We start from the raw sequence: 23,174 nt of genomic DNA, 5'->3' as shown, positions 1-23,174 counted from the left end.
TTTGCGTAAAATTTGATAATCATGAGCGTTAGTTTTAATTAACGCTAAACTTAAAGCAGTATTCATTCTTAATTAAATTGGTAAATATATGCTTTGGTTGTTATTAATTGGTAGTGTTTCGTTACTTTGGATTTTTGGCCCAAAAGAGCGTTTTAAAGTAAATAACACACAATTTACTCAGGCTTTATTAGATGGCCCATTTTCAGAGTTACACAAACTGTCTGCCACGCAAGCTCAAAATTACCTTTTACGAAAAGAAAGTAAATTCACCGATATTGTTGATGATTCTCAATCCAAAATAAAATGGCTAGATGGTGAAACAAAACAACCTTTTGTGGTTGTTTTTGTGCATGGATTTTCCGCCACACATCAAGAAATATCACCGGTCCCACAAGATGTAGCAAAATCTATGGGAGCTAATTTATTATTACCGCGTTTGCATGGGCATGGACGGCATTCAAAATTTTTAAAAGAGAGCAGGGCGGAAGATTGGCTTGAGCAAATGTGGGAAACGATCAATATTGCTGCTTGCTTAGGTGAACAGGTGATATTAATTGGGAACTCAACAGGCGCGACTTTAATTACTTGGTTAATTCAGCAGCAAAATCTGTTAAAAACGCTGCCTTGCCAAATCCATAGTTTAATTTTCATTTCTCCAAATTTTGAAGTTAAACATAAAGCCGTTGGTCTTTTGACTTTGCCCTGGGCTAAATACTGGATGAGCTGGTTTGCTCCCACTCATCAAATTACCCACCCCAAAAATGCAATGCATGCTAAATATTGGACTTCACGTTATTCAATTAAATCCGTTTATCCTTTACAGGTACTGATAGATTGGGTTAAAAAATCCAATCTGCAATCCATTAAAACTCCCACTTTATTTATTTATAATGAATTTGACCCTGTTGTTAATTCCGATATTACCTCTAAGTTTTTTAAAAAATTCGGCAGTGATATTAAAAAAGTGGAATTGTGGAGAATTGGTCAATACAAAAAATCTCAACATGTCATTGCCGGAGATATTGTTGCAAAAGAAAATAATTCAATTGTTATACAAATGATTGCTGATTTTTTAAAACCCATTATGAAAATAAAGCAAGAGCAATCCAAGTTACTGGAGGACCCAAAACCCAAAAATGAATCACTGATTAGAGGTATCGATACTAAATATGATGTCATTATTTTGGGTGGTGGAATAAATGGAATAGCAACCGCATGGGAATTGGCTCAGCAAGGACAAAAAATATTATTAATTGAACAAGATGACTTAGCTGGAAAAACTTCCTCAAATTCAAGCAAATTAATACATGGTGGTTTGAGGTATTTGCAGCAAAAAGAATTTTCGTTAGTCAGAAATGCTTTAAAAGAACGCGAAGAATTGATGTTGTTAGCTCCATACTTAGTACGTCCCTTATCATTTTTAATCCCTAAAACACGTCGAAAAACATTTTTATTATTTAAATTAGGGTTGTGGATTTATGATCATTTGTATTTTAAAAAAACTATTCGGTCATCAAAACAGGTTAAATTAACAAAATGGCATGGATTTGCAGAGCACTTTAAAAAGGCAATGCGATACTACGATTGCCAATGTGATGATGCAAGATTGGTCATTGAATTAGCAAAGTCATGCCGTCAAATGGGTGTAGATATTCGTCCTCAAATGTCGGTGAAAACCATAGATTCAAATCATTCTGTTTCTCCAGGTGAATGGAGTTGTCTTATTCAAGATAAATTAACTCAGTGTAGCTATCAAACATTTTCAAAAGTAATGATCAATGCATGTGGGCCATGGGCTAATAAAGTTCATGATCAATTTTTTCAAGAAATTTACCCTAAAGGTCCTCAAACTTTAAGGTTAGTTAGAGGCTCGCATATCGTTGTCAATAAAATTTCTAATGATGCTTTTTTATTACCCAATGAGCAAGATGGAAGAATCGTATTTGTTTTGCCCTATCAAACTTTTTCAATCATTGGTACGACTGAGGTTGAGCAAACTATTGATGATCCAATTAAAATGTCAAAAATAGAAAAAGATTATTTATTAAATGTGGTAAATCAATTTGTTAAAAAAAATATTCGTCCAAGTGATATTTTAAATGATTATGCTGGCATTAGACCGTTAGTTGAGGATCACAAAAAATCAGATAAAGCGTTATCACGAGAATTTAAAGTAACAGTTGATAGTGATGAATTAAATAAAAAACCCATTTTAGTGAATTTGTTAGGTGGAAAAATCACGACGTTCCGTTTGTTGGCTAAACAGGTTTATCACCAATTAATTCCTTTTTTAAATTCAAAGACTCCCATTAAATTAAATGGATTAATAGGGTCGAATTTAAGTGTCGTCACATTAGAAAAACGATTGCATTACTTTGCACCTTATCTTGATAAAAAAAGTGTCACACGATTAATTAGAGCTTATGGCCGAAGTTGTTTAAATTGGTTTAATAATGGCAATGAAGAATCACTTGGGCATAAATTTGCAAAAGGAGTTTATCAAACTGAGATAGATTATTTAATTAATCAAGAATGGGTTTTTAGCGTAGAGGATTTGTTAAAAAGAAGAACTCGATTTAATTGGCAACTTAGTAGTATTGAACAAACGCAATTAAATAAGTACATTCAATTGCGTTTAAGTGAATACGATCAATTAGGTTTTAGAGATGTTAGTGGTAAGATTCATGCAGTCAGTGCTGACTTGAGTAGCAGTGAATTGCTCAAAAGCCAATTCAATCAATTTGGACATCAAATTCCTAGGGCTTAAACCAGCATGTTCCCATAATTGAGGGTACATAGAGATATTGGTGAAACCAGGTAATGTATTTACTTCATTTACAATAATCTGATCATCATCTGTCAAAAATACATCCACTCGAGTTAAACCGGATAATTGGCAAGACTGGTATGTTCGCACTGCAATTTCTTTAATAAGGGCGATTTGTTTTTCATTCAGCTTAGCTGGAATTTGAGTTTGGCTAGTTTGATCTAAGTATTTAGACTCATAAGAGTAAAAGTCAGTTTGAGGTAACACTTCACCAATTGTGGAAGTTTGTATGTCATTATTACCTAAAATAGCAATTTCTAATTCGCGTCCTATCACTTGTTGCTCAATAAGGACTTTTTGGTCGTATTGAAACGCATTGACTAGAGCAGCATTTAATTCATCAATCGTTTTTACTTTAGATACCCCAACTGAAGACCCCATATTACAAGGTTTGACATAAACTGGTAATCCTAAATGTTTGATTTCAGATACATCAAAATTAATCAAATTATGCTTGTGGACAGTGATAGATGGGCTGACAGGAATATTGTTTTGTCTTAATATCATTTTAAACACGTCTTTATCCATACCAATGCTTGATCCTAATATACCAGGGCCAACACAGGGTATATGACAAAATTTAGCTAAACCTTGAATGGCACCATCTTCTCCAAATGGTCCGTGTAAAATAGGGAAAAAAACATCAATTGTTAAGGGGTGCTGTGTGACTAAATTTAGCAAGGGTGAACCCGGACCTTGTGGTAACATGCTTACCTGATTAAAATCAGTTCCAATTTCGCCTTTTTGTGCACAAATTTCGAGTTGATTGATGTTTTCAACGTGAAACCATTGTCCTGTTTTATTAATGGCAATAATGATAATTGTGAATAATGAAGCGTCTATTGCCTTGGCAATATTTAAAGCTGAGCGTAAAGATACTTCATGTTCAGCACTTGGTCCGCCGCAAATAATGGCAACTGAAGTTGTTTTCATGGGATTAAGTTAATAGTGATAAAGGGCTTATTGTACTTGCCTGATTAAACATCGCAACAAAATTAGTAGTTTGATTAATTTCAAATTTTAATTGTTCTAATTAAGCATAGGATAAAAATTATGAGATTTTTTAAAATGTATACAATGATATTAATCCTTTCATTATCGACAGCAAAAGCTGAGAGTATTGATGTTAAACCTTTTAATAATCCTGCATTTACATCTAAATATATCGCTACGGAATTATGGCGTACGGAATTTACTGACGTTGCTCAATTAACCAATAAAAATGCACAGTCTATTTATGAATGGCATATATCTTGGAAAATAAAAAATAATACTTTAACCAATGCATGGAATTCATTAGTTAATTCCACTCAAAAGCAGAGCGATACGGATGTATATATTGCTAAAAATTTAGATTGGAATGAAAAAATCAATGAAAATCAGTCAATTGAATTTGCTTTGATATCCAAAGATAAATTTATTATGCCAAATCTAGAGTTTATTGCACAAAAAGGTAAAATCAATGAATAGATATATATTATTGTTACTTTGTACTTTATTAAGTTCAAACAGCTTTGCAATTAATTGGGATAAAATGCCAAACATTTCTTTTGGTACAGAAGTAGGATTTAAATCATTATCTGTCATTGAAAAAAATTCTAAAAATGCAGAGTTAGCTAAAATGTCAAAAGGATTAACGATCGTACCTAGTGTCGTGATTTCATCCAATGCCAAATACATTTGGGAAGATGACAACTGGGGTTATCACGTTCAGGTGAAAGGAGGTTGGTATACCATGGATAAACAAACTATTGATGAACAATCTGAGGATCTAGGCACTCAAATTAAAGGTATTTCAATCTATGCTGTACCTGTGGGTTATTATCATTTTAATAAAAAGGTCGTTGATAATTGGACTTATAAATTAGGGTTAGGCGCTGGATTAGGCTGGGTAAGTTTAGATGGTGATACAAAAATTACTAAAACAAATCATACGTTAACAGGTGAAATGGTTTCAATTGATAACACAGGTTTTGGGACGGCTATGGGAATTTATTTTGAAGCGAATTATAAAAATCATTCTGTTGTTTTGCAAAATTATGCACCTCAAATATCAGACAATCATTTTTTTTATCAACAGCATAATATAGTGGTTGCGTATCGTTATCAAATTGAAAAGCAATGGTTTAAGGATGTGTTTGAAAAAAAGTTTTTTAAGAACTAATTATAATTCAGTGTCCACAAACTCTATGAGAATTCTTCTTATTTCATGTTCGTCTATTGGTTTGGTTAAATAATCATCCATTCCTGCTGTGATACACCTTTGTTTATCGCCTTTCATTGCATTTGCAGTTAAGGCAATAATTTTAATGTGTTTATATTGACTTCCTGCTAAACCATTTCTTATTTCTATGGTGGTTTGAAATCCATCTTTAATTGGCATTTGACAATCCATAAAAATAAGATTGTATTGTTTGTTGGTTTTTAAATGCTCAATAGCTTGTTGTCCATTTGAAACAATATAAGACTTTAAGCCCATTTCTTGTAATGTCATGCTGATTACTTCCTGATTGACTAAATTGTCTTCAACAAGAAGTATTTTGATATTGTCCTGGTAGTCATGGAAATTAAATTCAGTAGAAATTTCAACTTGTTTACTGCTTGCAGAATCTTGCTCTAATTTTACATAGAATTGAAAACAACTGCCTCTTTCAAATTTACTTGTGACCCAAATATCGCCATTCATTAATAAACATAATTTTTTGCAAATTGCTAATCCTAATCCTGTGCCACCAAAATTACGAGTTGTACTGGCATCAGCTTGCACAAAAGGATTGAATAATTGCGCGATCGCTTCTTTTTTTAAACCTATTCCTGAATCTTGAATACTCATATGAAATTTAACTAAATTTTCAACTTGTTTACTATCAACTTTTATAATAACTGAACCGATATGTGTGAATTTTAAAGCGTTATTGATTAGGTTATTAATGATTTGCTTAATTCTATTGGCATCTCCAATGACGTTATTAATTTTTAAGTTATCTATATTGAATTGTAAATCGATGCCTTTTTCAAGCGCAATTGGTGTGAACCAAAGCTTGGATTGCTCAATGACAACTTTTAAATCAAATGATCTGTTTTCAATTTCAATTTTATTCGCTTCTATTTTTGAAAAATCCAAAATATCATTTATTACCGTTAACAAAGTTTGAGAACTTGAAAGCGCTACTTCAACCTTATGTGATTGCTCAGAATTTAATGGTGTTTTGATTAAAAGATTTAACATACCCATAATGCCGTTTATGGGGGTACGAATTTCATGACTCATAACAGCTAAAAATTCACTTTTTGCATTAGATGATTGTTCTGCTAACTCTTTTGCTTGAATAATGTCTTTTTGAGCTTTGTAGTTTAATAAGTTATATTGATGACTTTGTAGAACTTGGGCGAAACTAGAGAATAACGGCCCCATTTTTTGGATGACCTCAGTTTCAAATGCTTTTTTATTTCGCCCTAATATTAATAATGAAATTAAATTAGTGTTTTCGATAATTGGTACAATTAATATATGTTCGATCTTATTTGTTAAGCTGAAGGTGTCAGATAATTGTAAGGTTTGATGGCATTTCAAATTACATACATCTTCAATTAATTCTTTTATTTCGGGTTTAAGTAAAAAAGTTTTGTGGTTTTCTATATAAGAGTAACTCTGTGTGATCTCATCCAAATTGTGTGAATCGGAATTATTTAACAAACTTAAAATACAAAGATCGCTTTTAGATATATCAATAAATAAATTAATAATAGAATCTGTATTTAATTTTGAGGTGAAATTATTAAGAGCAAATGATTGAAGGGTACTGATTGCTTTTAATATATTCATTTGACTTAATAAATTTTCATTAGTTTGTTTGATTATGATTTCGCTGCTTTTTTCTTTACTGATATCTTGGATGAAAGTACAAATTAATGGCGTGGCGCTTTGGTTGTCTAATAAAAATATATTTGCTAATACAGGAAATAAAGTGCCATCTTTCTTTTGTATCAATTTTTGGTAATGTTGATTGCTTGAATTTTCAAAAAGTTCATTAATTAAATTGGTTTCGTTTATTTTATCTTTAGTGCCGGTTAAATCGAAAAAACATAAATCTTGTAATTCTTCTAGGTTAAATTCGATTTGTTCAAGTAGTGTTTGGTTTGCTTCTATGATTTTGTTGCTTTTTCCATCAATAATACCAATACCGATAGGAGAGTGAGTAAAAAGCCGATTAAATCGCTGCTCGGTTATTTTATGATTTTGAAAGTATCGAATAAATATAAAAATACATAAAGTCCATATTGTGATTAAGGTGTAAATTAAAATGGTTAATTGTTTGATTTGACTACTTAATGATTGCCAGCCTGACTTTGGTGTTACTGCCAATTGCCATGATCCATTGGGTAAATTTATGTCTAATAAAATTGGATCATTGTTAAAAGTTTCAATCGATCCATAAAATAAATCACCTTTACTTCCTGTTGCATCTCGGCCTTTTAAGGAAATATTATAGTGATGTGAATTCGAAATATTTGCAATATCATAAAGGTTTTGAGTATCAATTACGGTGGATATTAATCCCCAGAAACTTTGTTTTTCATCGGAAAGAAAAACAGGAATGCGCCCAATAAACCCTTGGCCACCTTGAGCTAAATTGACTGGACCGGCTAGAACTAATTGCTTTAATATTTTTGCTTGTTCAGCGGCAAATTTCTGATCTTTATTTAAATTGTAATCTAATCCAATAATGTTTTTGTTAGATTCAAATGGATACACCATTTGAATAACCATATCAGGAGCGGCTGCTATATTTCGTAATTGATTATTTTCATTGAATAAGCCTTGTACATATTGTTCAAATAATTTTTGATCGATATCTGGATTGACTTGAATGACACTTCGCAATCCCAGTACTATTTGTATATTTGTGTTGATGGCTTGTTCGATATCGGACTTTAATTCGACTGAATATTGAAATGCGTTTAATCGATTTTGTTGCATGTTTTTTTCAATATAAAATTGCTGGATCTGTAATCCAAAAAAACATCCAAACAACGATAGGCTAAGCCAAATTAATAATGATTTAGGGTTTTTTAAATAAAAAGTAATCAAAATATACCTATATAAATAAATGAAAAAGTAAATTGTTTTTAACTTTTTGTGGTATTCATTATTCAGTATAGGTGAGGATTTTTATATTTTTCAGTTTCTAATCAATATTTAATATCTTATGAGTTTGCAGGCTTAATCTCCATTTTGGATTGTCTAAACAGTATTGTAAACATTGAGTTAAGCTGCTGTTTTCATTGCTAATTATAGAGTTGGTTCCCAGAGGGTTTTTAGGTGATATGAAATAATAATCTGCTTTAATAGTTTCAAATCTTGCTGGTAGCGCATCTACTTGAGGGTAAACCAATTTTAATTCGTTGCAATTTGATAATATCACTTCACTTTTACCCTTTGGGCTAACACAAACCCAATCAATATTTTGAGGTAAGGGAATCGTGCCATTTGTTTCAATTGCTAATATGCAATTTTTAGATTTAAATAAATCAATAAGAGACTGGGTGATTTGAAGAGCGGGTTCTCCACCTGTGAATATGATATAGGCAGGGGTGTCAGAATCTGGCCATAAATTTAAAATATGTGAAACTAGCTGAGCATCGTTTTTAAATTTACCACCATTAATGCCATCGCTGCCTATGATGTCGGTATCGCAAAAGTTGCAAATTGCATTGTTTCTGGAGGACTCTTTACCATTCCAAAGGTTGCATCCAGAAAAGCGGCAAAAAATAGCTGGCCGACCAGTTTGGGCGCCTTCACCTTGTAATGAGTAAAAGGCTTCTTTTAAAATATACATAATTATTCATTATTTAAAAAAGCGCGATTATACGGATTTTTTATCATTTATAAACTTAATAAAATCATCCACCTCTAAAGGTTTGGAGAAAAAATACCCTTGAATTCGATTACAATTGATTGAAGTTAGAAAATCTAACTGCTCTTTAGTTTCAACGCCTTCTGCAATGCACTTTAATTTTAAATGTTGAGCAATTGAAACAATCGTTTCTACAATTGCTATGGATTGTTCATCATTTGGGATGTCGCGAATAAAAGATTGATCAATTTTTAATACATCAACGGGTAGTTTTTTAAGATAAGAGAGTGATGAGTATCCTGTGCCAAAATCATCAATTGAAAATCGGATACCTAGAGATTTAAGTTGAATCATTTTTGTAATGACATCTTCGATATTGTCAATTAATAAACCTTCGGTAATTTCAATATCAATACAGCGTGCAGGAGCACCGGTTTGTTGCAAAATTTCTATGATTGTTTCAACAAAATTTGGATCATTAAATTGTTGAGGACTGACATTGATTCCGATAAGTTGTGTGTCTGACCATGTTCCTTGTTTTAGCCATTGGCTTAATAAAATGCAGGATTGTTCAAAAACCCAATACCCAACTTTAATGATTAGTCCAGACGATTCCAGTACAGGGATAAATTGAGCAGGGGAGACGCGCCCTTTACTCGGGTGGTTCCATCGAATCAGTGTTTCAGCTCCAATTATACTGTTATTAGTACTATCAATTTGGGGTTGAAATACTAGGAAAAATTCATTTTTGGTAATCGCATCTCGAAGTAACTCTTCAAGTTGAATTCTCTGAATGACATTTTCAGCCATAAAATTTTCAAATAATACAACGCGATCTTTACCTTGTTCTTTAGCGTGTTGCATTGAGGTATTTGCGTATTTAATCATCTGTTCTGAAAATTGAGTTTGTCCTGGAAAGATTGCAACACCCACGCTGCAAGTGGTGTATATTTTTTGTCCATGATTGAAATAAGGCTGGCTTAGAAGTTCTTGTAAATATTGTGCCTTTTCCATAGCTTTCATTTCAGCTTCATTTTTATCACTTGCGATATCTGGAGAACAAATAATAAATTCATCACCGCCAAAACGAGACAAATAATCGTTTTCGCCTAAATGTGCTTGAATGCGTTTTGAAAATTGTATGAGTAAATTGTCACCTGTTTGGTGATTAAGTGAGTCATTTATGTTTTTAAAATTATCTAAACCAATCATGATTAATGCGCCCATGACTAAATTTTGATTGGACTGAATCATAGCCTGTTCAAAGTGGTGGCTAAATAATAAGCGATTAGGAAGGTTGGTGAGTGAGTCGTGATAGGCGAGGTGGCGAATTTTCTCAGCTGCTTTTTTAGATTCAGTAATGTCTTGGGCAACCGTTAATACACAATCTTCTTCATTAAATTTAAACGGGATATTACGAATTTCTAGGAAAAAAACTTTACCGTATCCATTTAGCATTTCAATTTCACTGATCATTTGTGTTTTTTGGCTGTCAATTACTTTTAAATCGCTATTTTGTAATAATTCTTTATATTCACTTGCATAAGTATTTAAAAACTCTTCTTGTGACGTGCCAATTAAATCTTCGGCCGATTGCATAATAAATCGACAAAAACGTTGATTAACGATTAAAATTTCACCTTTTTTATTTTTTAAATAAATCATACTTGGTAGGTCATTTAAAATTGCCTGAACAGTATCTAAAGATGTTTTAACCTGTGCTTCAGAGTCTTTGAGTTGTTGGATTAATAAATTAGTGTTATCTAAAAATTGATTGGTTGCATTGGTTAAAATCATTATTTCATCATCAGCATGATGGAACTCAAGTGAAATTGAATTTGCATCAGGATCATTTGGGTTTATCTCATCTACTTTTTTGCTAAGTTCAATAATGGGTTTTGAAACTAATATATGAAATGCGTAAAACAATATGCCAAGGATGATTAAATTTTTAAATAATCCAAATAATTGATCGGATACTGATTGATTAACAAACTCAGTAAATGCACTGGCTCTAGAGATGGTAATGGATAATTTTCCATATTCATCACTTCTAAATGAATTGGTCACAATAAGATCAATTGTGTAAGTTTTATTACCTTTAAATAAAAGGCCAGCTAATTTCGAATAACTGGCTTTGTTTCTAGTAAATCGAGCAAGTTGCTTTTGTGTTTCATCTTCGATTTTCATTTCGACGATGTATTTATAATGACTTAATCCATCGATTACTTCTTGAGCAAGTTGACCGTCAAGTGTATGAACCGCGCGAGTTGAGGGTTGTTGTGCTGCATTTAATATTTCATCAATTTGTGTATCGATGTAATCAACTTTTTCATGATAGTCGGAGGTAATTTGAATACTTGCTAATACAAATGTAGTAACCAATGTAATAATTATGCCGAATCGAATTAATCGAACAGTTAATCTTTGGTGTTTGTTTATAAAAGTAGTAATAACGTACTCCTAACTATTATGTGAGTAGACATACAAATGGACATACAAATAGCAGTCACCCAAAAATATCGCAATTATTTTTTTGTGGGGAAGTGTCTCAAACATGATAAGAACAGCATCTATTGTCTTTAAAAGTTTGAAAACACCCCAATTAAATTGAGTGTAGTTCAAAAACAATTAAAAATTAAACTTGCAATTTTTTTTTTTTTTTGGATAATGCGCGCTCTTGTTATGGTGATCCATTCGGTCCTCTCGCAATGATTAACTACGAACCCCGCCAGGCCCGGAAGGGAGCAACGGTAGTAGTGACATCATGTGCCGGGATGTGGCTGTTTGGATTGCCACCCAATCTCGCTCCCTCTCTTTTTTTATAAATCCAAAAAATCAATTAAATCTAATTTGGTCAATCTATTTTTTATCTCAAAACCTAATGCTGATGTACCCCAGTCACCTAGTGTAATTCTTGTGACAGATTTATTTTTTATAAGTAATTCTTTATGTATTTTTGGTCGGTGTGTGTGCCCATGAATTATTATGTCACAATTGTATTTGTTGGAAAATTTTATAACGCCTTGCTCGGTCGCATCCATGATATCGATAGGTTTATGTGTCATTGATTCTTTTGAGTTGTTACGCAGTGAATTTGCTAGCTTAAACCGTATTTTAAGTGGGAGGTTCATTAGGATTGTAAGTATTAAAGGATTTCTAATGATTTTTCGAAAGCGTAAATACTCAATATCATCAGTGCACAAAAGGTCACCATGCATTATTAGTATTCTTTGATTATTCAGTTGAATTACAGTTGGGTCTTTTATTAATTTTACAGCGCAGTGTTTTGCAAATTTTTTGCCAATTGTGAAGTCGCGATTACCGTGCATTAAAAAAATTTTAAAGTGTTTACTTGATTGTTTTAGTGAGGCAATAATTGGGTGCATCCATGCTTCAATGGCATCATCACCAATCCAAAATTCAAAAAAATCTCCTAAAATATAGAGTTCGGTGACATTGTTGTTTTTACAGTCTTCTAAAAAAATCAAAAACGCCCGAATTGTACCCGGGCGTTTTTGATCGAGATGTAAATCAGAAATAAATCTAATCATTATTCTTTTATGCTGACTTTTGTCATGATGATTGTTTCAACAGGTACATCTTGATGTCCAGATTTATTACCTGTTGCGACTGTTTTGATTTGATTAATAACATCCATACCATCAGTGACTTCACCAAAAACAGCGTAACCCCAGCCTTGAGAAGTTTCACTTGTGTGATTTAAGAAGTCGTTATCATTAACATTAATAAAAAATTGAGCAGTAGCCGAGTGGGGGTCACCTGTACGAGCCATAGCTACACTACCAATTTTGTTGCTAAGACCATTGTTTGCTTCGTTTTTGATCGGTGCATTGCATGATTTTTGTTTCATGTCTTCAGTGAATCCGCCACCTTGAATCATAAAGTTATTGATGACGCGGTGGAAAATGGTGTCATTAAAAAATTCTGCTTTTACGTATTCTGCAAAGTTCGCACTGGTTTTGGGGGCGTTTTCAGTATCAAGTGTGATCGTAAAATTGCCTTTGGTTGTTTCAAATAAAATATTCATAAAATCTCTTTTTTATAGTTCAATGTTTAAATGCAGTTTGGTGGCTGCGTGAAGTGTATTTTCAATTAGTGTTGCGATGGTCATAGGGCCTACTCCTCCAGGTACTGGTGTGATGAATGCGGCTTTTTTTTGTGCTTCATCAAATCCAATATCCCCAATTAGTTTGCCATTATCTAATCTGTTTATTCCAACATCGATCACAGTGGCGCCTTCTTTGACCCAAGAGCCGTCGACAATTCCTGGTTTGCCTACTGCTACAACGAGTATGTCAGCTCGAGCTACGTGTTCTTGAAGGTTTTTGGTAAAACGGTGGGTTGTGGTGACAGTGCAGCCACTTAATAATAATTCTAGGCTCATTGGTCTGCCAACATGGTTGGAGGCGCCGACAACTACGGCTTCTTTGCCTTTTAATTCAATGCCCGTAGATTTTAGTAAGGTCATAATGCCTTTTGGGGTGCAGCTTTCTAATTGAGGTGCGCGCTGAGCAAGTTTTCCAAGGTTAAAAGGATGAAATCCGTCTACATCTTTGTCGGGCTTGATCATATCTAATAATGGGGTGGAATCAATATGGGCAGGTACTGGTAGCTGAAGAAGTATTCCGTCGACTTCATCGTTTTCGTTTAGTGACTGGATAAGTGATTCTAATTCTTGTTGTGTAGTTTCGCTTGGAAGGTCGTATGAGAATGATTTAAATCCCACTTCTTTGCAGGCTTTGCGTTTTCCATTCACATAAACTTCGGAAGCTGGGTCTTGACCAACTAAAATTACAGCAAGCCCTGGTGGGCGATAGCCCTTTGAAGTCATGGTGTCGACTTTTATTTTGACTTGTTCGCGAATCGATTGTGCGATGGATTTTCCATCAATCAGTTGAGCTGACATTGATTACCTATAATGGTGAATGTTTAATTTGCGCGGATTTTCGCATGGCAAGAGGTATCGCTCAAGTATTGTTGTGTTTTAGGTTGGCGAAAAGGCTAAAAAATACGCTATCTCATTGTTTTTTAATGTTTTTTTCATTTATTTTAAATTATTCGTTGACATAATTTTAATAGGCCTTACAATGCGCCACCTAATTGAGGCAGAGGCAAGTTACTTTGCTCCGATAGATCGGAATATAGCGCAGCCTGGTAGCGCATCTGGTTTGGGACCAGAGGGTCGTAGGTTCGAATCCTACTATTCCGACCAATGAGTTAAATTTATTTATCTTGTTGTGGCATTACTCAATGATGTGTCCGTAGCTCAACTGGATAGAGCACCTGCCTTCTAAGCAGGGGGTCGCAGGTTCGAGTCCTGCCGGATGCACCAAAGTAGGGTGCAGTTAAAAATTAAAATATGGTGGGTGTAGCTCAGTTGGTAGAGCCCCGGATTGTGATTCCGGTGGTCGAGGGTTCGAGCCCCTTCATCCACCCCATATTTTAAGCCTGTATAGGTTTCTTTGTTTAGTGGCCTTTGGCGACTATAATGTGCGGATGTGGTGAAATTGGTATACACGCTAGATTTAGGTTCTAGTGCCGCAAGGCGTGAGAGTTCGACTCTCTCCATCCGCACCATTTCACAGTTCAAGTTAAATCTTGAAACTCTAGCTATAGACTTCTAAGCAAAGCTACTTTTGTTGTATAAAACCCGGCTTTTAAATAAACCACGAGTTTACTCGTTCCATTATTCAATCTATCTAGGAAAATGCTATGCAAGTTTCTATTGAGTCTGTTGAAGGTTTGCAACGTCGTATGACTGTCAGTCTTCCAGCTGAAAACCTTAACAACCAAGTTACACAACGTATTAAAGATACCGCCAAACGTGTTCGTATTGACGGTTTTCGTCCAGGTAAAGTGCCAGTAAGTGTTGTTAAGCAACGTTACGGTCAAGGAATTAAATCTGAAGTAATGCAAGAAACCATTCAGCGTTCTTTGGGTGATGCATTAGCACAAGAAAAAGTTAATCCAGCAGGTATGCCACAAATTGATTCTGTTAAAGAAGAAAATGACACTATTGAATTTACAGCAGTGTACGAAATCTTCCCAGAAATCAAACTGGCTTCATTTGATGGTTATGAATTTGATCAGCAAAAATTAGTTATTACAGATGAAGATGTTGATACCATGCTTGAAAGTCTGCAAAAGCAAAAAGCAACATATGAAAAAGCTGAGCGCGCAGCAAAATTAACCGATCAGGTTACGATTAACTTTGTTGGGAAAATTGATGGTGAAGCGTTTGAAAATGGGTCGGGCAATGATTCAAAGTTAGTATTGGGTTCTGGTCAAATGATCCCTGGGTTTGAAGATGGAATTATTGGAATGTCTGCCGGCGAAGAGCGCACAATTGATGTTACTTTTCCAGCGGATTATCAATCTGAAGAGTTAAAGGGTAAAGCGGCACAGTTTGATATTATTGTTACTGACGTTGCGGAACAAAAACTTCCGGAATTAGATAAAGCGTTCTTTAAGGATTTTGGTGCTAAATCCATTAAATTGAATACTTTTAAAGAAGAAGTTAAAACGAACATGAAGCGCGAAGCAGCAGGCTCAATAAAAACCAAGCTTAAAAATGCTGTCATCGCTAAATTAATGGCTGATAACTCTGTTGATGCGCCTTCTGCATTAACGCAAGATGAAATTGGTCGTTTGAAGCAAGAAGCTGTTCAACAATTTGGTCAAGGTACTAAGATTGATCCAAGTATGTTGCCTGATGATATGTTTAAAGAGCAGGCATCAAATCGTGTGCAGATTGGTTTATTAATGAATGAAGTGATTAAGGTTAATAAATTAGAGGCTACAGACGAAGCGGTTAAGGCGTATTTAACTGAAATGGCTGCTGTATATGAAGATCCAGCTAGTGTTGTTGATTTTTATTACAATAATCCACAGCAGTTGAACCAGGTAAAGGCGCTTTTATTAGAAGAGGCTGCAATTAAAGTTGTGACGGATGCTAGTAAATTAAATAACGTTGACGTCACGTATTTCGAAGCGATTGCGAAATAATTAAAATTTGTTGTGAAAACACAGATTTAATGAACTAAGATATAAGTTGGTGCTCTTAAGGGGACCAACTTTTTTTTTATCTGAAACAATTGCAATAAGTTTGAGATACCCATAAAGTTACAAAACAATTAATAATTCTTATTTAGGGAGAGGTTACATGACTTCAATCAAGGAAATGCTCGAAATGAGCAATCCGCAAATGGCTGGAACATTAGTTCCAACGGTTATTGAACAGTCTGCACGTGGTGAAAGAGCGTATGATATTTACTCTCGATTATTAAAAGAGCGTGTTATTTTTTTGGTTGGTCAGGTAGAAGATTACATGGCTAATTTGGTTGTCGCTCAAATGCTATTTTTAGAGTCTGAAAACCCAGATAAAGATATTCATTTATATATTAACTCTCCAGGTGGTTCGGTGACGGCGGGTATGTCCATTTATGACACGATGCAATTTATTAAGCCAGATGTGAGTACGATGGTTATTGGGCAAGCTTGTTCAATGGGGGCGTTTTTGTTGAATGCTGGGGCAAAAGGTAAACGTTATAGTTTACCGAATTCTCGAGTAATGATTCATCAGCCGTTAGGTGGTTTTCAAGGTCAAGCTTCTGATATAGAAATCCATGCAAAAGAAATTGTCGATTTAAAATATAAATTAAATAGTATTATGGCTCATCACTCAGGTCAGCCAATTGAAAAAATGATCAAAGATACCGATCGTGATAATTTCTTAAGTGCTCAAGATGCGAAAGAGTATGGGTTAATTGATGAAGTTTTAGATAAACGACCAGCGTAATGCTAATTCATGTGGTAATTTGTAAAAATATTACTAAATATGACTTGAATAAAATGCTTTCACCTACACTTTATATAGATTGATTTTTAATGGAGTTGTCGAATGTCCGACGATACAAAAGATAAACAAGACGAAGGTAAGTTAATGTATTGCTCTTTTTGTGGCAAAAGCCAGCATGAAGTGCGTAAATTAATAGCAGGTCCTTCTGTGTTTATCTGCGACGAATGTGTTGATTTATGCAACGATATCATTCGAGAAGAGTTTCAAGATAAAGCACCAGAATCCAGTTCTGAAAAATTACCCACTCCTGAAGAAATTAAAAATACTTTAGAAGAGTATGTGATTGGCCAAAGCCGAGCAAAAACAGTTTTGGCAGTTGCTGTATATAATCATTATAAGCGATTGCAATACGGTGAAATGAAATCTGATATTGAATTAAGTAAATCCAATATCCTTTTGATTGGCCCTACAGGAAGTGGTAAGACATTATTGGCGGACACATTAGCTCGAACATTAAATGTACCTTTTACTATTGCAGATGCCACAACATTAACTGAAGCAGGTTATGTTGGTGAGGATGTTGAGAATATTATCCAAAAGCTATTGCAAAAATGTGATTATGATGTAGATAAAGCGCAGCGTGGAATCGTTTATGTGGATGAAATTGATAAAATTTCTCGTAAATCCGATAACCCTTCTATTACACGAGATGTATCAGGTGAAGGTGTTCAGCAAGCATTATTGAAACTTATAGAAGGTACCGTTGCTTCTGTGCCTCCACAAGGCGGACGTAAACACCCTCAGCAAGAGTTTTTACAGGTAGATACTTCAAATATATTATTTATTTGTGGTGGGGCGTTTTCTGGTCTAGACCAAGTTATTCGAGACCGCTCAGAAAAATCAAGTATTGGTTTTGCTGCTACGGTTAATTCAAAAGATACTCGTAAGAGCATTGGTGAGGCTCTATCTAAAGTTGAGCCTGAAGATTTAGTTAAGTATGGTTTAATCCCAGAATTTATTGGGCGACTTCCTGTAATTGCCACATTGCTTGAGTTAGATGAGGCTGCGTTAATTAAAATTTTAACTGAGCCAAAAAACTCACTTGTGAAGCAATATCAAACTTTGTTTGAGATGGAAGATGTTGAATTGGAGTTTAGAGAAAGTGCATTGAGCGCTATTGCTAATCAAGCAATGGAGCGAAATACTGGGGCTCGAGGCTTGCGTTCTATCATGGAAAATGTGCTATTAGAAACCATGTACAGAATTCCTTCTGAAAAAAATGTCATAAAAGTAGTTGTTGATGAAAAAGTTATTCGGGGTGAGGCTGAGCCGTTATTAGTTTACCAAACGGATGACTCAACAAATGCTCAGGCTTCTGCGGATTAATAAGCGAGTTTAAATAGCTTTTTTCGTGGTTGATTCAAAAGTAAACAAGCTCTTTCACAATAGTGAAAGAGTCTTTGTGTTCAAAATAATTATTCAAAGAGGCTGTAAATGAGTGCACAGGATAATAATTCCCAAGAGTTTTTCGAAAAAATTCCAATGTTACCCCTTCGAGATGTGGTAGTTTATCCACATATGGTAATACCGTTGTTTGTTGGACGAGAAAAATCAATAGAGGCACTTCATTTTGCAATGAAGCAAGATAAAAAAGTATTGCTTGTTGCGCAAAAGGATGCTTCTCATGATGATCCAGTTGAATCTGATTTGTATGAAATTGGTACAATTGCAACTGTCTTGCAATTGTTAAAATTACCTGATGGTACAGTTAAAGTATTAGTTGAAGGTGAGAGTCGTGCGACTATAAGTAATATCGATTTTGAAGGTGAGTATATTAGTGCGAGCGCTGAAATAGTTAATGAAAACTCTTTAGGTGAGAGTCAGGCCGATGTGCTAATGCGCACAGTAATGGCTCAGTTTGATAAATATGTTCAATTATCTAAAAAAGTGCCTTCGGAAGTTTTGACTTCACTCTCAAGTATTGAGGAACCTAGTCGATTAGCTGATACCATTGCAGCTCACATGTCCTTAAAAATCAATGAAAAACAAGAAGTATTAGAAATAATTTCTATTAAAAATCGATTAGAGCATTTAATGAGTCTGATGGAATCTGAAATTGATTTGCTTCAAGTTGAAAAACGTATTCGTGGTCGTGTTAAAAAGCAGATGGAAAAAAGTCAGCGCGAATATTATTTGAATGAACAAATGAAAGCGATTCAAAAAGAACTAGGGGATATTGAAGAAAATCCAAATGAGTCTGATGCGTTACAAAAACGTATAGAAGAATCTAATATGCCGGCAGATGCTGAACAAAAAGCAAAAGCTGAATTGGCAAAGTTAAAAATGATGTCTCCAATGTCTGCAGAGGCATCAGTGGTACGAAATTATTTAGATTGGATGGTCAGTATTCCTTGGAGTAAAAAATCTAAAGTTCGAAATGATATCGAGAAAGCCAGTGAAATACTTGAAAAAGACCATTACGGGTTAGATGAAGTAAAAGAGCGTATTTTGGAATATTTAGCGGTACAACAAAGGGTTAAAAAACTTAAAGGTGCTGTGTTGTGTTTGGTTGGGCCGCCAGGCGTAGGTAAGACGTCACTAGGGCAGTCAATCGCTAAAGCAACTAATCGTAAGTTTGTTCGTATGGCTTTGGGTGGGGTTCGAGATGAATCTGAAATACGTGGGCACAGGCGCACATATATAGGTGCAATGCCAGGAAAAATTGTTCAAAAATTAGCTAAAGTTGAAAGTAAAAACCCATTATTTTTATTAGATGAAATTGATAAAATGGGAATGGATCATCGTGGCGATCCAGCTTCAGCGTTGCTTGAAGTTTTGGACCCTGAACAAAATTCGGCTTTTAGTGATCATTATTTAGAAGTAGATTGTGATTTGTCTGAAGTGATGTTTGTTTGTACTTCAAATTCAATGAATATTCCTGGACCATTATTGGATCGTATGGAAGTTATTCGTATCCCAGGCTACACTGAAGATGAAAAGTTAAATATTACAAAGCGTTATTTATTACCTAAACAAATAAAAAATAATGGTCTGAAAGAAAATGAAATAAAAGTAGATGACTCAGTGATTTTAGATTTAATTCGTTACTACACTCGTGAGGCTGGGGTGCGTGGATTAGAGAGGGAGGTTGCAAAGGTTTGTCGAAAAGTTGTGAAAAAGCATGTTTCTGCTAAATCTGTATCCTGTGAGCATATTACAAGTGAAGTGCTTGAAGAGTATTCAGGTGTTAAGAAGTTCTCTTATGGTGTGGCAGAAGAGGAAAATCAAGTAGGTCAAGTAACCGGTTTAGCTTGGACTAGTGTGGGTGGGGAACTTTTGACGTTAGAAGCTTCTGCTGTGCCTGGCAATGGTCGAGTAATTCGAACAGGCTCATTGGGTGATGTTATGCAAGAGTCTATACAAGCTGCGTTAACCGTTGTAAGGTCAAGGGCGCAATCATTGGGGATTTTACCTAATTTTAGTGCAACACAGGACCTTCATATTCATGTCCCAGAAGGTGCTACACCAAAAGATGGCCCATCTGCGGGTATTGGCATGTGTACAGCTCTGGTGTCTGTTTTGACAAAGATTCCAGTGTGTGCGGATGTGGCAATGACTGGGGAAATTACTTTAAGAGGTCAGGTGCTTCCAATTGGAGGGTTAAAAGAAAAATTGCTAGCAGCACATCGGGGTGGAATAAAAACTGTGATTATTCCTGATGAAAACAAACGGGATTTAAAAGAGATTCCACAAAATATCATTGGTGATATTAAGATCATTCCAGTTAAGTGGATTGATGAGGTTTTGGAAATTGCATTAGCATCATCACCAATTGCGCTTAGTGATGATGAGGTTTCTGAACGAATGAAGAAAATTGAGAACCGTCCCGACAAATCGGGCGATAGCTTAAGTACTCATTGATTTAATTGCTTGACACAAGAAAATAATAGCTGGTATAAATTGCGCCAGTTTACAAATTATCAGTATGACTGATTATTAATTTGCTTCTAAAAAGAATAATAATTGGAAGCTTTCATTACATTTTAAAGGGGAAATCCGTGAATAAATCTGAATTAATCGATGCGGTTGCTACTTCTGCAGACATTCCAAAAGCAGTTGCTGGTCGTGCGTTAGATGCAGTTATCGAATCAATTACAACTGCTTTATCTGAAAAGGATCAAGTTGTATTAGTTGGTTTTGGAACATTTGCTGTTAAAGATCGTGCAGCTCGTACAGGTCGTAATCCACAAACTGGTGCACCAATAGAAATTAAAGCAGCAACAGTACCTAGTTTTAAAGCGGGTAAAGCTTTAAAAGATGCTGTAAATAAATAATATTTACACATTCTAAAAAAACGTGCGTTTTGCACGTTTTTTTTTGTTCTAAAAACGGTAAAAGTCACAGTATTCAAGCTTTTGAACTGGCTTTATTGTTGTGCATCATTATAATTTGCGCATCTTTAGAATCATCTTTTTTTGATGTGCAAAATCTGATTGAACATAGTCAGAAAAGTAAGTATTTCCAAATTATTTTACTTGTTGTAAAAAATAGGTTGATATTATTGGATTCGATTAATTTATATTCAATTTGAAATGGAGGGCTCCAATGGAGGGTCTTAGACAGAGTGCACGTGGTACCACGGGTAAAATAATTATTGTTATCGCCGTTGTGGCATTTGTTTTTTTAGGATTCATTGCCGTAATTGGGAATGTTTCAATTGGAAGTATTAAAGTAAATGGGGAAAAAATAACCCCTGTTGAGTTGAGTTCAGCTACAAACAGTATTATGACGACTTACTCTCAAATGGGAATTACTGAAGAACAAGCGCGTCAGTTTGCAATTAATGAATTAGTCAATCAAAAGGCATTTACAACGACTATTGATGCTTTAGGTATGATTGCTTCTAATCAATTAGTTGAAGAGAATATTCAAACAGATCCAGAATTTACTTTAGATGGTCAATTTAATTTGGAAGCATTCAAAAGAACTGTAGGAAGAAACTATTTAACTGTTGAACAATACAAAGGTTTTGTTGCTAAAGAATTGATGAGAACACAATTTCAACAGGGTGCATTTGCAACAGGTTTTGTTTTAGATTCTGAAGCAAAAGATTTATATGCAATTGAGAATCAAACTCGAACTTATCAAGTTAAAACAATTAACCAATCGGATTTTATAGATCAAGTTGTTGCGCCATCGCAAGAAAAAATTCAAACCTATTTTGATAGTAACCGTACTGACTTTATGTCTGCGGAAGTAACAACTGTAGATTACTTTTCAATTGAAACAACAGATTTGGTGAGTGACATTAGTATTACTGAAGATGAAATTAATGAATCTTACGATCAATATGTTGCTGATCAAAAAGCAAAAGCAACTAAAACAGTCAGTCATATTTTAATTTCAACTGAAGAGCGTTCAAATGATGAGGCATTGGAAATTGCTAATGCAGCATTGAGCAAAATTCAAGCAGGTGTTGAATTTTCAAAAGTGGTTGCTGAATACTCTGAAGATATTGCAAGTAATGAAATTGGTGGATATTACGGTGAAATTTCTACAAATTCATTTGGCGATGCTGACTTTATTTTAGCTGGTACAGCGTTAACTGAGGTAGGGGAGGTATCAAAACCTACTTTATCTCAATTTGGTTATCATGTAATACGTTTAGATGCATTAAACGAATTTGAAATGCTATCTTTAGAGGAAAAACGTGATGAATTAGTTGAGTCGTTAAATAACAGCAAACTTGAAATAGCCTTATCAGCTAAAATTGACGATATCAATAATGCACGTTTTGAAGTGGATACTTTGACTCAATTAGCTAAACAATATAATGCTGAAGTAATCTCGAGTATAAAGGTACTTCGTAATGGCGGTGATGAAGTAACTTCAGCCACAGCTTTTAAAAATGCTGCTTTTTCAGAGCAAAATCGTGACGAAGATCTAATCAGCGAAGTGATTAAATTAAATGAAAATACACTAGTTCTCATTGATATCGTTGATTATACCCCCGAGCAGGTAAAAGCCCTAGATGAAGTAAATTCACAGATTGCTGATATTTTAGTGAAATCAGAAGCTAAAAAAATGGCAGAAGAAGAAGCAGGAAAAATTGTTGAACAATATCAATCTGCATTAGTTGCAAATTTAGAATTGGATGGTTTTAGTGAAGCAAAAACAATTCAACGTACGGATTCTTCGGAATCTAATGCGATTGTAACTGCATTGTTTGATATGCCAAAATCTTCTGAACAGGTTTCGATTAAAGCGGTGCAAGATGGTGAAAATCAAACTGTAATCGTATTATCGAGTGTTGAAAATGCTGATGTAGATACGCAATCAGCTGAATTCACTGCATTTAAACAAACTTTACAGTCAACGGATTCACGAGAAGCATTGCAAGCATACACGGCTTCTGTAATCAAAAAGGCTAAAGTTAGCGGTTTATAAATCAATAACTCGTAATTACTTTTGAAGCCGCAAATGTCTTTTTAGTCTTTGCGGTTTTTTTATGTATTTTTGTTTTTTGAAATATACGATCTGGCTTTTTTAACCGTTTGGTTTTGTTTAAAGCAGCCAAAAATAAACGCTGCAGCTAAAATAATTGTGATCAGATAATACATGTTCGATCCGCTTATTGAATGAGTCTATATACTCACTGTAGGATAAA

General features: G+C 34.5%; 16 protein-coding genes, 4 tRNA genes and 1 other RNA gene. 14 read left to right on the top strand and 7 right to left on the bottom strand.

Annotated features, from left to right (window positions below; translation table 11 throughout):
- Positions 1-88: 88 nt before the first annotated feature.
- Entirely contained in the window at positions 89-2,767 is a 2,679-nt protein-coding gene (glpD, locus tag TYM08_RS10240; protein WP_422379049.1) for a glycerol-3-phosphate dehydrogenase, read from the top strand.
- Here glpD and TYM08_RS10235 read toward each other — a convergent pair.
- Entirely contained in the window at positions 2,654-3,760 is a 1,107-nt protein-coding gene (locus tag TYM08_RS10235; protein WP_422379048.1) for a D-alanine--D-alanine ligase family protein, read from the bottom strand. The two genes, glpD and TYM08_RS10235, sit on opposite strands and share 114 nt — an antisense overlap.
- Positions 3,761-3,880: 120 nt before the next feature.
- Between TYM08_RS10235 and TYM08_RS10230 the strand changes: the two genes are divergently transcribed.
- Both TYM08_RS10230 and TYM08_RS10225 read left to right on the top strand, forming a co-directional pair.
- Positions 3,881-4,297, top strand: a complete 417-nt coding sequence (locus TYM08_RS10230) for a cellulose binding domain-containing protein (protein ID WP_422379047.1) — start codon at positions 3,881-3,883, stop codon at positions 4,295-4,297.
- Positions 4,290-4,991: a hypothetical protein gene (locus TYM08_RS10225; protein WP_422379046.1), complete on the top strand. Its 702-nt coding sequence runs from the start codon at positions 4,290-4,292 to the stop codon at positions 4,989-4,991. The genes TYM08_RS10230 and TYM08_RS10225 overlap by 8 nt, the downstream gene beginning before the upstream one ends.
- Here TYM08_RS10225 and TYM08_RS10220 read toward each other — a convergent pair whose 3' ends face one another.
- From TYM08_RS10220 to TYM08_RS10210, 3 genes are all read right to left on the bottom strand, one after another.
- The gene (locus TYM08_RS10220; RefSeq protein WP_422379045.1) at positions 4,992-7,808 is read right to left on the bottom strand and encodes an ATP-binding protein; all 2,817 of its coding nucleotides are present in this window, start codon (positions 7,806-7,808) and stop codon (positions 4,992-4,994) included.
- Between the two features lie 208 nt (positions 7,809-8,016).
- Positions 8,017-8,667 (bottom strand): 7-carboxy-7-deazaguanine synthase, encoded by a 651-nt coding sequence (queE, locus tag TYM08_RS10215; RefSeq protein ID WP_422379044.1) that lies wholly within the window; start codon positions 8,665-8,667, stop codon positions 8,017-8,019.
- 27 nt (positions 8,668-8,694) lie between these two features.
- Positions 8,695-11,070, bottom strand: coding sequence for a sensor domain-containing protein (locus TYM08_RS10210; protein ID WP_422379043.1), 2,376 nt, complete (start codon positions 11,068-11,070; stop codon positions 8,695-8,697).
- 310 nt (positions 11,071-11,380) lie between these two features.
- Here TYM08_RS10210 and ffs point away from each other — a divergent pair.
- Positions 11,381-11,477, top strand: an RNA gene (gene ffs / locus TYM08_RS10205) — signal recognition particle sRNA small type.
- Positions 11,478-11,507: 30 nt separating this feature from the next.
- Here ffs and TYM08_RS10200 read toward each other — a convergent pair.
- Genes TYM08_RS10200 through folD form a run of 3 tightly spaced genes read right to left on the bottom strand, consistent with a single transcriptional unit; the run spans position 11,508 to position 13,615 of the window.
- Positions 11,508-12,239, bottom strand: a complete 732-nt coding sequence (locus TYM08_RS10200; protein WP_422379042.1) for a UDP-2,3-diacylglucosamine diphosphatase — start codon at positions 12,237-12,239, stop codon at positions 11,508-11,510.
- Complete coding sequence (locus TYM08_RS10195; protein ID WP_422379041.1) at positions 12,239-12,736, bottom strand: peptidylprolyl isomerase; 498 nt, start codon at positions 12,734-12,736, stop codon at positions 12,239-12,241. The genes TYM08_RS10200 and TYM08_RS10195 overlap by 1 nt, the downstream gene beginning before the upstream one ends.
- Before the next feature lie 12 nt (positions 12,737-12,748).
- Positions 12,749-13,615 (bottom strand): bifunctional methylenetetrahydrofolate dehydrogenase/methenyltetrahydrofolate cyclohydrolase FolD, encoded by an 867-nt coding sequence (folD, locus tag TYM08_RS10190; RefSeq protein ID WP_422379040.1) that lies wholly within the window; start codon positions 13,613-13,615, stop codon positions 12,749-12,751.
- A gap of 229 nt (positions 13,616-13,844) precedes the next feature.
- Between folD and TYM08_RS10185 the strand changes: the two genes are divergently transcribed.
- The 10 genes from TYM08_RS10185 to TYM08_RS10140 all read left to right on the top strand — a co-directional run bounded on the left by TYM08_RS10185 (position 13,845) and on the right by TYM08_RS10140 (position 22,954).
- Positions 13,845-13,921, top strand: a tRNA-Pro gene (locus TYM08_RS10185).
- Positions 13,922-13,964: 43 nt separating this feature from the next.
- Positions 13,965-14,041 (top strand) — tRNA-Arg (locus TYM08_RS10180).
- 30 nt (positions 14,042-14,071) lie between these two features.
- Positions 14,072-14,147 (top strand) — tRNA-His (locus TYM08_RS10175).
- A gap of 54 nt (positions 14,148-14,201) precedes the next feature.
- Positions 14,202-14,286, top strand: a tRNA-Leu gene (locus tag TYM08_RS10170).
- 135 nt (positions 14,287-14,421) lie between these two features.
- Positions 14,422-15,714, top strand: coding sequence for a trigger factor (gene tig / locus TYM08_RS10165; RefSeq protein WP_422379039.1), 1,293 nt, complete (start codon positions 14,422-14,424; stop codon positions 15,712-15,714).
- Between the two features lie 157 nt (positions 15,715-15,871).
- Entirely contained in the window at positions 15,872-16,507 is a 636-nt protein-coding gene (gene clpP, locus TYM08_RS10160; protein WP_422379038.1) for an ATP-dependent Clp endopeptidase proteolytic subunit ClpP, read from the top strand.
- 102 nt (positions 16,508-16,609) lie between these two features.
- On the top strand, positions 16,610-17,893 hold the full coding sequence (gene clpX, locus TYM08_RS10155) for an ATP-dependent Clp protease ATP-binding subunit ClpX (protein ID WP_422379037.1): 1,284 nt from the start codon (positions 16,610-16,612) through the stop codon (positions 17,891-17,893).
- A gap of 108 nt (positions 17,894-18,001) precedes the next feature.
- A complete protein-coding gene (gene lon / locus TYM08_RS10150; protein ID WP_422379036.1) occupies positions 18,002-20,428 on the top strand; it encodes an endopeptidase La in 2,427 nt (808 codons plus the stop codon).
- A gap of 137 nt (positions 20,429-20,565) precedes the next feature.
- Positions 20,566-20,841, top strand: coding sequence for an HU family DNA-binding protein (locus tag TYM08_RS10145; RefSeq protein WP_422379035.1), 276 nt, complete (start codon positions 20,566-20,568; stop codon positions 20,839-20,841).
- Between the two features lie 271 nt (positions 20,842-21,112).
- On the top strand, positions 21,113-22,954 hold the full coding sequence (locus tag TYM08_RS10140; RefSeq protein WP_422379034.1) for a SurA N-terminal domain-containing protein: 1,842 nt from the start codon (positions 21,113-21,115) through the stop codon (positions 22,952-22,954).
- Positions 22,955-23,174: the final 220 nt, after the last annotated feature.

This window comes from Marinicellulosiphila megalodicopiae (assembly GCF_045862395.1).
GTDB lineage: Bacteria > Pseudomonadota > Gammaproteobacteria > Pseudomonadales > Natronospirillaceae > Marinicellulosiphila > Marinicellulosiphila megalodicopiae.
Note: the sequence above shows the minus strand (reverse complement) of the source record. Positions and strands in the feature narration are given on the sequence as shown.

What these genes read in the sequence shown, in the direction of transcription:
- glpD (WP_422379049.1), top strand. Translation starts at nt 89, where the DNA reads ATGCTTTGGTTGTTATTAATTGGTAGTGTTTCGTTACTTTGGATTTTT.
- TYM08_RS10235 (WP_422379048.1), bottom strand. Translation starts at nt 3,760, where the DNA reads ATGAAAACAACTTCAGTTGCCATTATTTGCGGCGGACCAAGTGCTGAA.
- TYM08_RS10230 (WP_422379047.1), top strand. Translation starts at nt 3,881, where the DNA reads ATGAGATTTTTTAAAATGTATACAATGATATTAATCCTTTCATTATCG.
- TYM08_RS10225 (WP_422379046.1), top strand. Translation starts at nt 4,290, where the DNA reads ATGAATAGATATATATTATTGTTACTTTGTACTTTATTAAGTTCAAAC.
- TYM08_RS10220 (WP_422379045.1), bottom strand. Translation starts at nt 7,808, where the DNA reads ATGCAACAAAATCGATTAAACGCATTTCAATATTCAGTCGAATTAAAG.
- queE (WP_422379044.1), bottom strand. Translation starts at nt 8,667, where the DNA reads ATGTATATTTTAAAAGAAGCCTTTTACTCATTACAAGGTGAAGGCGCC.
- TYM08_RS10200 (WP_422379042.1), bottom strand. Translation starts at nt 12,239, where the DNA reads ATGATTAGATTTATTTCTGATTTACATCTCGATCAAAAACGCCCGGGT.
- TYM08_RS10195 (WP_422379041.1), bottom strand. Translation starts at nt 12,736, where the DNA reads ATGAATATTTTATTTGAAACAACCAAAGGCAATTTTACGATCACACTT.
- folD (WP_422379040.1), bottom strand. Translation starts at nt 13,615, where the DNA reads ATGTCAGCTCAACTGATTGATGGAAAATCCATCGCACAATCGATTCGC.
- tig (WP_422379039.1), top strand. Translation starts at nt 14,422, where the DNA reads ATGCAAGTTTCTATTGAGTCTGTTGAAGGTTTGCAACGTCGTATGACT.
- clpP (WP_422379038.1), top strand. Translation starts at nt 15,872, where the DNA reads ATGACTTCAATCAAGGAAATGCTCGAAATGAGCAATCCGCAAATGGCT.
- clpX (WP_422379037.1), top strand. Translation starts at nt 16,610, where the DNA reads ATGTCCGACGATACAAAAGATAAACAAGACGAAGGTAAGTTAATGTAT.
- lon (WP_422379036.1), top strand. Translation starts at nt 18,002, where the DNA reads ATGAGTGCACAGGATAATAATTCCCAAGAGTTTTTCGAAAAAATTCCA.
- TYM08_RS10140 (WP_422379034.1), top strand. Translation starts at nt 21,113, where the DNA reads ATGGAGGGTCTTAGACAGAGTGCACGTGGTACCACGGGTAAAATAATT.